Consider the following 12,972-nt stretch of genomic DNA (forward strand, 5'->3'; position numbering starts at 1 on the left):
CTCATTACATGACGAGTTTCACGATTAGCCGGTAATTTGTTTTACTTTACGCCGCGCGCCGATTAGAATTCGCAGACCTGCTTAGTTTTTATAACCAAATGGAATTATAATAATGGAGCTACCCACCTTCTCTGTCGCATCGTTTTCAAGCGTGTTTGCCCCGTTATCGCGCCCGCCATTATCTCATTTGCCGCTATTGCGCCGGGCCTTGTCCTCCCGCTGCAAAGGTGTGGCCGGGGTGTTGCTCTGCAGTTTGGCCGTGCCTGTCTACGCGGTCGCGCCGCAGGCGGTTGACGACGTCCGCAGTATTCCGATTGACAGCAGTATCACACTCAATCTGATCGCCAATGACTTTGACGCTGACGGGGACATCATCTCCATTCAGTCGATTGGCCAGCCGGCCAACGGCAGCGCTGTCTTGAATGCCGATGGCAGTGTTTTATATACCGCGGCGCCGGGTTTTTCCGGTGTTGATACGTTTGTTTACGTGCTGCAGGATGATTCCGACGAGGGATTGACCAGCCAGGGCACCGTCCGCATCGCTGTCAGCGACGGTCGTTTCGAGGGGTTTGCAGGCAACACCAATGATCGCAGTCTGGCGCAGGCACTCAGCAGCGTATGTAACCGGCTGCGGGAACTCGACGATGGACAACTGGGTTCGTCGCAGCGCCAGTTGTTAAACCAGTGTGTCAACCTGGAGGTATTGGCGGTCGGCAGCCCGGAAGCGATCGCCGGCGCCTTGAACCAGATTGCCCCCGAGGAAACCTTGTCGCAGATGCGAGTCGCCGTGGATTCCACCCACGCCCACACCAATGCCGTCACCCAGCGGGTGCAGCAGGTTAAGTCGGCGGGTTTGGGCGCGTCGATACCGGGGTTGGTCGTTAACGGCAAAGACCTGAGCAATGATCTCGCCCTGGGTGGCGGCGCCAGTGCAGATCGTGCCACCGACGGCTCTATCTGGTCGCGGCTGGGGCTGTTTGCCAGCGTGCAGGTTGAAGACGCCGAGCGCGATAAGACCAGGCGGGAAAACGGCTACCAGGCCGATACCAACACCCTCACTGTCGGCAGCGACTATTTTCTCAGCGAGTCGCTGCTGGTCGGCCTCTCGCTCGGTATCAGTGACGGTGAACTCGAATACGAGTCGTCGGACGGTGAACTGGACTCAGAGATCACCACCTTGATCGCCTTCGGCGCTTATTTTTATCAGGACTTCAGTTTCTTTTTACAAGCGGGTTACAGTCAAATGGACTTTGACTCCATGCGACTGATTCGCTACGGCAGTGGTGATCTGGCGGTGGATGAGCGCGCTGTCGGCAGCACCACCGGTATCCAGAGAACACTTAACACCCGGGCCGAGTGGCAGTGGCAAAAGGACGAACTGACGTTGACACCGTTTGTGCGTATGGATTATCTGGAAAGCGATATCAAGGCTTACAGCGAACGCGGTGGCGGCGGCCTGGCAATGGATTTGTCGCAACAGGCCACCAGCCAGTTGACGTTGGCGGCAGGCCTGCAGGGTGCCTATGTACTGAACCAGTCGTGGGGTGTGTTGGTGCCCACCGCCAGTTTCACCTATCTCAGTGAAACCGACTCGGATCGCGATCCGGTGGCGGGGCGGTTTGCGTTCGATACGGATACAAGCAATAGGTTTATGTTGAATAACGACGGTGGCGACACCGCCTTTTACCAAGTGTCTGTCGGTGCTTCTGCGGTGTTTAAACACGGTTGGTCGGGGTTTCTCGAGTACCGCGAGACGCTGGGTTATGAAGATTTGAGTGTATCCCAGTTTCAGATAGGGGTTCGTTATGAGTTGTAGACGCACAGCCGCGGCAAGAGTTTATGTCGCGCTGACAGGCCTGGTGTTGCTGGCGTTGGCAGGGTGTGGCAGTGATAACTCACCCTCTTCGGCGGATCGGCCGGCTGTCGACCCCATAACCGGTGAAGAGCTGGAGTTGTTGCCGCAGGTTTCTGCCGGCGTGCGCCAGTTTGCCGATCCCAATGTGCTGGTGGTGTTGCGCGGGAGTGCGACGCCGGCTGCCGGCGCGACAATTACAGAGGTCATGTGGACCCAGCTCAGCGGCCCCGAGGTAACGATTCCCGACCCGCAGCAACTGCAACCCGCTGTGGTTGTGCCCGATCTGCTGGAGGAGACAGAGCTGACGTTTCTGCTGGGTGTAGAAGACAGCGAGGGTAGAACTAACTCCGCCGTCGCGTTTTTATATGTCAGGCCCCTCGACGTTTTTGCCCGGGCTATCGGCGGCACAGTCGGCGAACAGGAAGAAACCGCAGTCTTCAGTGTCAAGTTGAACGCGCCCCAGACCGCCGACACTGTCGTTAACTACGTTACCCGGGCCGGTACCGCCGAAGAGGGCAGCGATTATGTCGCCACCCAGGGCTCGCTGTTGTTTGCGGCCGGCGAAACGGAAAAGATGGTGTCGGTGCGCCTGATCGACAGCGATCCCGAAGAGGGCAGTGAATACTTCAGCTTGGATATAACGGTAGTATCGGAGGCTAACCCGGCATCGAATTCCGCGGTGATGCTGATTATCAATAATCCCGATGTCATCGTTGATGACGAGATTGCCTTTATCAATCCCGGACCTCTCACCGTTGCCGTGGGCGAGGGGATTGACAACCCGATCGATCCGGACAGTATCGACAGCCCCGGCACCCTGGTATACACCTCCAGCAACCCGACCGTGGCGACGGTAGATCAGCAGGGGCAGGCGACAGCCGTTGCTTTGGGGAGCGCGACGATTACCGCCGCCAAAGCGGGAGGCATGGCCAGCTACGATCTCACGGTTGTGCCCGAAGCGGAATCTCTCACCCTATCCGTTAGCGAGAGCGTTGATGTAGAGATAGGACTGGCGGTGTTTTCCGGCACGGCGACTATCGATTGGGGAGACGGGACCACCGCGGTCGTCAATAATCGTATGCTGGAAGATATCGCCAATACGGGGGGGTTAAGTATCCATCGCTACGGGCAGGCCTTTACCGGTGAGGTTAGGGTAGTCTTTTCCCACGGTTTGAATGCGCTAAAAGGTTGGTACAACGCCGGCGCGGGCTGGCAGTACGATGTTGATGTTTTCATAGACTCCGAGCGCCTCGAAGTGCTGAATCTGTTGGGGACCAACAGCGCCGTCAACGGTGATTTAGCCACCTTCTCCGATAGCCGCGCGCTCAGGGAACTGCGAGTCAATGTCGCCGACGGCAATCTGAGCGGGGAACTGAGCGGGCTTCCAGGCAGTATGACGTTGTTTGAGATAAGCGCTGGACAGGGCGCTATCACCGGTCCGCTTGCGGGTTTACCCAGTGGTATAGTCCGTTTGATTGTCGACGGTTCCAATACCATCTCCGGAGACGTCGGCGATATCCCCGCCTCCATGGAGGATTTCCGGGTTGAAAACGGGGCCAACACCATCAGCGGTGCCGTTGCGCAGATACCTCCGAGTATGAGCAGTTTTACGCTGGGAGGTGAGAACACCCTGGCCGGAAATATACAGGACCTGCCAGTGGGCGTTGTCTCTTTTCGGGTCGCCGGGGAGAACGCTATCGGCGGTGATTTGGGTCTGTTGCAAAACGAACCTGGCATTACCTTTAATATCGACGGTCAAAACGTGATAACGGGGGACGTTGCAAATATTCCCATATCCGTTATCGGTATGTTTCTGGGGGGAAACAATACGCTGTTCGGTGATATCCAGAATTTACGCGCGGCCTTTAACGGCTTTGCCGTCAACGGGCAGAATACCATCTCCGGTGACCTGGGCTTGTTCGACGCAGAGGGACCCGACCTCTCTATCGCGGTAAGAGGAATAAATACCATTGAAGGAATAGTGGCGCGGATACCGCCCAGGATTATCGGGTTGACGCTTGACGGTAACAATACGGTTAGCGGTGGTATTGAGGGTTTACACGCCGACATGGTGATCTTTGATATCGACGGTAACAACAGGATTACGGGCGATCTGGGGTTGCTGCAAAACAGCGCGCTGACCAATCTGTCGATTCGGGGTGACAATGGTATCAATCAACTGACGGACCCGCCGTTATGGGACCCGGTCAATCTCAACCGGTTGATTCTCGATGAGGGTGATTTTGATGCATTCGGGTTTTCGTCCACTCAGGTTGATGACCTGTTGATATTTTTAAACGACCGACTCGGCCCGGCTCCATTTAGTAACTCGCCTATTATTGTGAGGCGGTTTAACGACAGTCCGAGAACCTTTGCCTCAGACGATGCGGTTGCCGGTTTGGAGGCAAAAGGTTATTTCGTAGAGACCAACTTTGAAATCGAGCCCTAGCGCCGACCCGCCAGGCGGGTTGCTTTAGCCCGGATTGCCCATAGGTTCAAAAAGTGCGGCGCGTGCTCTTCGCGCCAATCGATGGGCTCGATATATCGGCAATAGTCGGGCTAGTATTTTAAAAAGCGGGAGTAGGTACCTTTCGGCAGGTTTTTAAAGGTAAGCTGGCCGATATCCGCAGGCCCGTGTCCCGGTGCATCGATAACGACGGCGTGTTTAGCCAGGCCGGTCTCCATAAAACCGCGGCGGAAATGGTTGCGGGATTTCACTACAAATATGTCCATCTTATCCACGGGCACGCCGGCGTGGTCGAGAATGGCGCGCCGCGTTACCTGGTAGCGGGTGGGCGTCAACAGCACCCAGTTGTTGGCGCCAAAAGTAATGGCGACCAGGTCTGAAGGCGTATCGCCACCGATGCGAAACTGCCCAACAAAAGCCACCTTGCCATGAATCTGTACCGGTTTGCCGGCCAGGCTGCCGGTATGGCCGCCGACGGCAATCTTAAGGCTATCGCCGGCGGTGTAGTGACTTTTAATCGTTTCGATAGCCGCTTTATCGGAAATAGTGGCAACCACATAGTTCGAACGCTTACGGGCGATCAGCTCACTGAGAATGTGTGTGGCATCGCCCAGGCGATCTGAAAGGTTTGCTAGTACGACAGGCCCCTGTTCGCGCTGCAAGTATGCCAGGCCCTGCTCAACACCCCTGGCAAGTTTGGGGATATCGTATTCGAACTGCGCCCGGCGCTGGCGAATATAGTCATTCATATCGTCCGCAATACGCGCCGCCAGCTCGCGATTGTCGTTGGTCATCACGAACAGGCTCATACCCATATCGGGTACATCCGCAAAAGGAAAGCCCATGGCCACCGATACATAGGTGTCCAGGTGACGATTCTCCCAGCGCCGGGCCCGCTCCATCATATCCCTGGGCAAACCCTGATGGGTGCCGCCGTAGACGGTGGCGAAAGCTATGTTGGGGCGTCGCGCTTCGATAACCGGATTGTACACTCCCCTCACTTGGCGAATCAGCAGTCTGGCGGCCCGTTCGCCCATCAGGTTAAAGTCGTAGTGGGGAAAACGTTTGACGATAAGAATAATATCCGCATAGTTGGCAAGTTCCGCATCTTCGTTGGCGTGCAGGTCGAGAGTGACGGCGACGGGGATGTCTCCCAGCTGCTGCTTGATACGTCGCACAAATTCGGCCTCGGGGCGGGCGATACCGGAGACCGCCATAGCGCCATGCAACGGCAGGTAGACCGCATTGAGATTCGGGATTTTGCGCAACTGTTCGATAGCGGCGTTGGTATATTTGTCAAACGCCCGCCGGGTAACCCAACTGCCCATACTGCCGCCGAGGGGATCGTGTACGGCGTAGGCGCCGATCACCTCGACATTGTGGTATTCTCCGGCCGCATGGACGAAGCCCCGGGTGCCGGCGCCGCTGTTGAGGACGGCATCTCCGGTGAACGGCTTACCGTAGTATTCAAAGTGCTCAATATCGGTTATGCGCGGGCAAAAGGTGCAGGTCTCCATGGCAAAACTGACAACGCCGATACGTACTTTCTTACTTTTCGATTGATTGCGCTGGCTGTCTGCCGGGGCCATTGTCGATACACACAGCCCGACCAGGGCCAATAGCAAAGCAAATTTTTTCATAGCGTTTCTACCTGGGAAGGATTGAAAACCGCACTTCAGCAGCCCCACAGTTGCACAGGCAAGGCCGACATAACCCCGTTATTTATCACCAGTTTATGCCTGCGATCTCTGGCGAGTAGTGCCGGTGCATCGAGGTCTACATAACTTGCCCGGGTGGCGACAAACATCGCCGGTGCAATACCGAGCGAGGTGCCCAGCATGCAGCCGACCATCACCTGCAGCCCGCCGGAGCTGGCCTCGTGCAGCAGCGCAAGCGCTTCGGTCAAGCCGCCGGTCTTGTCCAGTTTTATGTTGATGATGTCATACTTACCGCGCAGGTAGGCCAACTCCGCACGGGTATGGCAGCTTTCATCGGCCGCCAGCGGCAATGGGCAGCGATAGAAGGCCAACGCCTCGTCTCGGCCTGTGGGCAGGGGTTGTTCGATCACGACTACATTCATGGAGACTAACCGCGGTGCCATTTCCTGCAATAAGTCCATCGACCAACTCTCATTGGCATCGACCAGGAGCTTGGCCTGGGGGGCCTGGGCGTGTACGGCCTCTACACGCTCGAGAACAAGCTTGTCGTTGAGTTTTACTTTAATCAGCGGGTAGCCTCTGAGCGTCACCGCCGCCGCCGCCATTTCGTCGGGGCTTAGCAGACTGATGGTTTGCACTGTATTCACGGTATCGGGCCAGGGCAGCGCAGTCAGTTCGGCGACGGTTTTACCGCTTAACTTTGCCTCCAGATCCCATAGGGCGGCATCCACCGCATTGCGTGCCGCGCCGGCAGCCAGTCGCTGTTGTAGTGCCGTGCGACTCAAGCCGTCACTTAGCTCGGGTACAATTTCGCGCAGTTGTGCAGTGACCGTTGTGCAGGTCTCACCATAGCGTGCTGTCGGTGTCGACTCTCCCCGTCCTACCGCGCCGTCCTGTTCGATACTGACCACAACGACCTGGGTTTCGCTGCGCTGTCCGCGGGCGATAACAAACGGCTTCGCCAGTGGCCAGGTTTCCGTGGCGATAGTGACAGTGCGGGTCATTCCTCTTTGCCGGCCAGACTTTCTGCAAGCGCGCCTGCACCGTGTAATAGCGGGTCGAAGCAGGGCACGGCAAACTGTTCGGATAACGCCGCGCAATGCTTATCGGCGCGCTCGGCGCCGAGCACCCGGCAGTTCAGGGCAATGGCTCCCAGCTTGACGGCCGGATTCGTGAGCCGCGCCAGGTGCAGGTTGGTGTCGATGCAGTCTTTCAAGGTCGGAACTGGAAAGCCCGGCATATCTTTTACCTGCGTTCTCCCCGCCTCATGGCACATAACCAGGATATCGGCCTGTGCGCCGTGCAACAGACCCAGGGAGACACCGGCAAAAGCGGGGTTGAATAAAGACCCCTGTCCCTCGATCACATCCCAGTGCCCGGGATCGGCGGGTGGCGACAGTTGCTCGACTGCACCGGCAATAAAATCCGCAATCACGGCGTCTACAGGAATCCCCCCGCCGGCAATAAAAATACCGGTTTGCCCGGTGGCACGAAAATCAACGTCAAGTCTCTCTTGTTTCATCGCCTTTTCTATGGCGAGCGCCGTGTACATTTTGCCCACGGAGCAATCCGTCCCCACCGTTAGCAGGCGCTTGCCGCTGCGAGGTACGCCTGTCCCGAGCGGCGGGGCAGCAGCGGTGTGGCGAATATCGTGCAGCGATACATTGTGTTTCTGTGCCGCTTGGCGAATCTCTTTGTGATCTGACAGCTTTTGGTGCATACCGCTGGCGATATCCATACCCGCTTCGATGGCCGCTATGATCGGACCCACCCAGGAAGGTTCGAAGTAGCCGCCACCATTTGCCAGCCCCACAATAAATGTCTTCGCACCGGCGCGGGCGCCCTGGGCGGGTGTCATTTTTTTTAAGCCCAGTGACAACTCGCCACCGGTTTCGCCAATACACAGCTCCGGGCGCCAGTGCGCCAGCCCGCGGGCGATTTTAATCGACAAGGGGTTGTCCGAATCGCCGAGAAACAGTAGGTAGGGTGGAGATAGCGCAGCCATAGTGAGACTCTTGTGAAACCGTTCGAAGTTGTTAAGAATACTATTTCTTTTAGCAGAACAAAGATAATGGCTATTTTTGCCACGGGTATTCCTATAGGCTATGACAGAGTTGCCGGTAAACCTGGCAACCTCTCCCCAAGTGGACTGGCGGCCGATATATTCACTTACCTTGACTATGCGCCGGTTAAATCGACTCGAGGTGTGCCAAGGCTTCCGCTGTCGGTTCGGGAGGTTTGCCGCAAGAGTAACTTATGCCGTTCGTTGAGTCGCGACCATAAGCTGGGGCCAGAATTATGAGATTGAGGCATATCGAAGTATTCAATGCTATTTACACCGTGGGCTCGGTAAGCGGTGCGGCAAAGATTCTCAATATAACCCAGCCCACCGTCAGCAAGATACTGAAACATGCCGAAGACCAACTGGGATTCAAGCTCTTCAAGCGAATCCGCGGTCGCCTGGTGCCGACCGATGAAGCCGAAGTGGTCTACCGGGAAACCAAGACCATCAACGACCAGGTCGCCTCGCTGCAAAAAATTGTCAATAACCTGTTAAAGGGCGATAGCGGACAGCTGAAGTTGGCGGCAATTGCGGCGTTGGGCCTGGAGTGCATTCCCAAAGCAGTGCTGGAGTTTCGCCGCCGGCACCCAAACGCGAAGTTTGAAATTCAAACCTGCCATCATGACCACCTGCACGCGACCATCCTCGAGCAGGATAAAGATATTGGTATTGCGTTCAATCCACAAAAGCAACGGGGTTTGGAGGAGGTTTTGCTGGGGACGGGAGAGTTTGTCTGCATTTACGCGGGCGACGAATTTGATGACTACCCCGATAGAATTAAGATTTCCGATATCGGCAATCGCCCCTGTATCGGTATCGAAAACAGCGGTCCGCTTGGCGATCTGCTCAACAGCCTGATCAACGAGTCAAATACGGAATCTGTAACCGATATCGTGGCGCAGACTTACTTCGTTGCCTTGAATTTAGTGGCGATGGGTGGCGGTGTGGCGATAGTGGATGAATTTACGGCCAGGTCCAGCGGCATAGCTAAAGTGAAATACAAGGCGCTGGACCCGCCCTTGGAATTTATGGTCAAGGCAATTTATAAAGACAGTAAACCGTTGTCAAAACTGGGTATGCATTTTTTGGATTTTTTTAAAAAAGAAATTTTGGACAAGCGTGAGCCGCTTTACTAATACTACCCGGCTGACGGCTCAGCCGAATTGCCGGCCGGGTATTTTAATCAGCGTATGGGCCTGATCTATGCAGCTTGACGAAACTCACACCCGGTGAAGCCGGTGTGGTTGCTGCTCCGTAGCGTTCCGATGCAGAAATTTGAAAAAAGTGTGAAGGGATTCGAGGTAACCAATACGCCGACTTACCGATATTTAGGGGGAGGTTTCGGGCCGAAGTACAAGATGAGGGTATTAACCCCTCCTTATACTCTTGTCGTCTGATTGCCTGGTGAATTCTCGGGGTTACTCCCTAACCCCGAGAATTTATAAGTATCTATCTCTATTAGCTAATATCGATTGGCCTTTATCAGGGCATTAGCGTAAATACCAGGCCATCCGGATTAAATGGAACCGTGAGATCCACTAAAACGCTGAAGATATCGGATGTTTCAATGGACGAGCAAGCAGCGATTGCGGGGAAATTCAACTCATTGTCTCTGACCGACGCTCCTGATGCAGGGTAGCTAACGTTGAACTGTCCGGCAGAGATGGGATTGACGGTATTGTTCTGGACGGTGGCTCGATAGAAGTGTTCAAATTGAGTGTCACCCAAAGGAAGTTGGAAAAGCAAATTAGAACCGGTGACATTAATGCCGACAGGGTCGGTATTGTCACAAGTCGGCACTGGTGCCGTATTAAATCTGGCCAATTTAAAACTCGTGCCAGGGTTGCCTATTTCTTCGTAGCTTCCGCTGGCTAGGATGTTACCATCAGCCTGTAATTCGATTGCAAAAGCAAGTTCAGAGAGCCCCAGATTTCCCTCATTTAATCGCATAAAGGAGTCGTCGAAATTGCCGTTAACATCGAGCCGTGCAATGCCGGCCTGGGTCAAACCATTGACGTTTGTAAAGTAACCACCAACGATTACTTTTCCATCGGGCTGTACCTCAATATCGTAAATACGAGGAACAGGGTTGTTGCTGGAAAATATAGGGTTGAAGTCAGTATCGATATCGCCACTTCGATTTAAGCGTATTACGGTATTTAGCCCAACTAGTATTGTTCCGTCCGTTGTTACCTTAATATCGCCTGTTCCGCGAAAATTTGTGACAGTTGGTGTAAAACTAACAAGTGAACGTGTACCGCCTATACCAAAGTTGGCGTTTAAACTTCCGTCGGGATTAAAACTGCTAATGAAAAAGTCGTTTCCACGCCCCGACCATTTGGCAATATTCCAGGTAACCAATATGGTCCCATCATCCTGTAAAGCTACGCCGTCTGCTCGCACCAAACCTCGGCTGTCTGGTGCGCTTGGACCGCCAACAGTGTTAAAGGTCTGGTCGACACTGCCATCTACGTTCAGGCGTGCGATATTGGCGCGCTCGGTGCCGTTGATTGAACCAAAAAAGCCGACGACTAATATTTTTCCATCTGGCTGTACCGTTAGTCTTTTAATATTGCCTAACCGAGTGCTTCCACCGATAAGCACCTCCCCAACGTTAAAAGATGTGTCAACGCTGCCATCAATATTTAAGCGAACAAAACTCCCTACACCGAAATTACCCTGGACCAAAAGTATCTTGCCATCGGCTTGCAGTTCTACATGATTGAGAGTACTGCCAAGATCACCGATGGAATTAAAGCCGGTGTCGAGCGTGCCGTCTGGGTACAGCCTGACAATTTTCTTGCCAAAAACCTGGTTGGTTTCCGCATTAAGAACATTGCCGGCAATTAAAATTTTGCCGTCTGGCTGCTCAATTATTGCTCGTCCGCCGTCTACCGCGCGATTGAGGTGAAACTGCATATCTATTTTTCCATCTACATTAACTGCCCCGTAACACACATTAACTACCATCAGCCCAAGTACTATTGATACGATCCTCTTGGTGTAATACTGGTACTCCATTCTTATTTCCTCTATGTCTGAACGAAAAGCTTGCTTAAAGTTGATGTTTGCATTAGGGAACTAACTATTGATTAGACCGAGTGGGATGTAGGCCTCAGTTTTTGTAAAGCTTATTTAGTATTAAAAAATAAACTCATAAAAGCAGTAACCGGGAAATCACAAAAAGCGCAGAATCTACCCGTGTTGAGCCATGGAACTACTTATAAAAACCGTGATAGCAAAAACATCCACTCTGCTCAACAGCTCTTTCGCCACGTGCCTATCTAAGTCGCTGGTCAAGCTTAACACTCAAACTAAAATGTATGTGTACAATACAGTGCCTATATGATGCACACAACGTCACTGTGTTAATGGCACAAAAAGGTTCAATCCGGCAACTAAAAATTGCTCCACCTTTCTACTAACTTGCACCTTTATGGAAAGCGAGAAGAGCCTGCTGTCGCAGGAAAAGCGTGTGAAGGTTTACATGCTTTAAAAAAACCTTGTGCTTATAGATATTGTCTTGACCGGCGCAACTACAGTCGGCAATAATGACGTCGGATTGCAGCCGTAAAGAATTTAAGGTTTTCCAGCAGCGGTATAAAATGCCGAGTATCCTTTCTGCATAAACTCAATTGCTCTGGCGGAGTTGAGAGCAATTGAGTGTGCTCCCAGGGTGGTACTGGCGTTAAGACTTCCGATATCGACAACCGTCCCTATATCGGCATCGAAAACAGTGGCCCGCTTGCTGACCTATTTGACAAACTGATCGGTGCGATATGAATAACACTCAGTGGACACGGGGTCCGGCAAAAAGAAATTTTTTTGCCCAGACAATCAAGCCGGTAATTGCCAGTAAGGATAAAACCAGACCCACTATAACGATAATCGGAACCCGCAGGGCACCAAAGCTTTCGCCCGAGTGAATGGACGCATTGATTGCGCCCAATACTTCAATACCGGTGACGCTTTCCGTATGGACCTGATCGATACAATTTGACGAAGCCCACACTCTGATATCGCCATCCTTTTTATCAATATCGCTACCGGTTGAGAGGTAGATAATATGATAAGGCTGCCAGGGTGTAGCGAATTCCGCCTCCAGTAGGGTGGTGTGTGAATGGCTGGCCAAGGCGCGCGCTATTGCAGTGTCAACGGTAACCTCGTCATTGCATGCGCTGTTTTGGAATTGCTCAGCAATAGGCGCCGGAAGACTTGCCGTAGCCGGGCGAATAAACCCCGGGCTCCATTCGGGTTGTGACCAGTAGACGCCGGTCAGGCTCCAGACCAATACCACAAGCGCAAACCAAAAGCCGAAAAAACTGTGGAGGCTGAAACTCTTTCCCAGCAGACTGCCACGTAGTTCCAGTCTTCTTATTTTGCGCCAGACGGACCGGTTGAGCGGCCACCAAAGATAGAGTCCCACAATTGCCAGGCCGGCCATCAACAGACCGAGTGCTGCCACGATAACGGCCCCCGGTCCGCCGCCAAGAAGTTCATAGTGAAAATCGATTAATAAATGGGTCAGTGTGCGATCGAGGTAAAATGCGCCGATAACTTGATCAGTTGCGGCATCAAATGTCACGATTTGAATTTCACCGCCGGCATCGGGTGGGGCAGACAAGCCGTATATCATTTCCACATAGGTGGCGATTTCGGCATCGGCACCCAGATAACCCAAAGGTATAAAGCTTGCTCCCGCTTCCTGTTGGGCGCCGGCAACCAAGACATCGATTTTGACAGGTAAATCGGCTGCCCGCTTTTCCGTCTGTGGAAAAGCACCTGTTTCCAGATGTAACAGCGGCGCCGAGAACGCGATGGCGATTCCGGTAATCGACACTGCCAATATAAAGACCGCTGCTACAGCACCAAGCCATGCATGTAGGGTAGCAAGAGTACGTGTGGCGGATTTGGTCACCACTGCTGTAGG

At 53.6% G+C, this 12,972-nt stretch carries 8 protein-coding genes; 3 read left to right on the top strand and 5 right to left on the bottom strand.

Annotation, left to right across the window (positions count from 1 at the left end):
- Nucleotides 1-112: 112 nt before the first annotated feature.
- Both FKG94_RS25945 and FKG94_RS25950 read left to right on the top strand, forming a co-directional pair.
- Complete coding sequence (locus FKG94_RS25945; RefSeq protein WP_142929864.1) at nucleotides 113-1,816, top strand: autotransporter outer membrane beta-barrel domain-containing protein; 1,704 nt, start codon at nucleotides 113-115, stop codon at nucleotides 1,814-1,816.
- Nucleotides 1,806-4,304 (top strand): Calx-beta domain-containing protein, encoded by a 2,499-nt coding sequence (locus FKG94_RS25950; protein WP_142929865.1) that lies wholly within the window; start codon nucleotides 1,806-1,808, stop codon nucleotides 4,302-4,304. Before FKG94_RS25945 ends, FKG94_RS25950 begins: the two co-directional genes overlap by 11 nt.
- 110 nt (nucleotides 4,305-4,414) lie before the next feature.
- On the opposite strand, the gene FKG94_RS25955 is transcribed toward FKG94_RS25950, so the two are convergent.
- Genes FKG94_RS25955 through FKG94_RS25965 form a run of 3 tightly spaced genes read right to left on the bottom strand, consistent with a single transcriptional unit; the run spans nucleotide 4,415 to nucleotide 7,985 of the window.
- The gene (locus tag FKG94_RS25955) at nucleotides 4,415-5,962 is read right to left on the bottom strand and encodes a M81 family metallopeptidase (protein WP_142929866.1); all 1,548 of its coding nucleotides are present in this window, start codon (nucleotides 5,960-5,962) and stop codon (nucleotides 4,415-4,417) included.
- 35 nt (nucleotides 5,963-5,997) lie between these two features.
- Nucleotides 5,998-6,984: an N-acetyl-D-Glu racemase DgcA gene (dgcA, locus tag FKG94_RS25960; RefSeq protein ID WP_142929867.1), complete on the bottom strand. Its 987-nt coding sequence runs from the start codon at nucleotides 6,982-6,984 to the stop codon at nucleotides 5,998-6,000.
- Nucleotides 6,981-7,985: an N-acetyltransferase DgcN family protein gene (locus FKG94_RS25965; protein ID WP_142929868.1), complete on the bottom strand. Its 1,005-nt coding sequence runs from the start codon at nucleotides 7,983-7,985 to the stop codon at nucleotides 6,981-6,983. The genes dgcA and FKG94_RS25965 overlap by 4 nt, the downstream gene beginning before the upstream one ends.
- Before the next feature lie 293 nt (nucleotides 7,986-8,278).
- Here FKG94_RS25965 and FKG94_RS25970 point away from each other — a divergent pair, with 293 nt between their 5' ends.
- Nucleotides 8,279-9,178 (top strand): LysR family transcriptional regulator, encoded by a 900-nt coding sequence (locus FKG94_RS25970; protein ID WP_142929869.1) that lies wholly within the window; start codon nucleotides 8,279-8,281, stop codon nucleotides 9,176-9,178.
- 346 nt (nucleotides 9,179-9,524) lie between these two features.
- Here the strand turns inward: FKG94_RS25970 and FKG94_RS25975 are convergent, their stop codons facing one another.
- Together FKG94_RS25975 and FKG94_RS25980 are read right to left on the bottom strand one after the other, a co-directional pair.
- Entirely contained in the window at nucleotides 9,525-11,063 is a 1,539-nt protein-coding gene (locus tag FKG94_RS25975) for a hypothetical protein (RefSeq protein ID WP_142929870.1), read from the bottom strand.
- A gap of 769 nt (nucleotides 11,064-11,832) precedes the next feature.
- Entirely contained in the window at nucleotides 11,833-12,963 is a 1,131-nt protein-coding gene (locus tag FKG94_RS25980; RefSeq protein WP_142929871.1) for a PepSY-associated TM helix domain-containing protein, read from the bottom strand.
- Nucleotides 12,964-12,972 lie beyond the last annotated feature (9 nt).

Origin of the sequence: Exilibacterium tricleocarpae, assembly GCF_007004655.1 — a bacterium.
Classification (GTDB): domain Bacteria; phylum Pseudomonadota; class Gammaproteobacteria; order Pseudomonadales; family Cellvibrionaceae; genus Exilibacterium; species Exilibacterium tricleocarpae.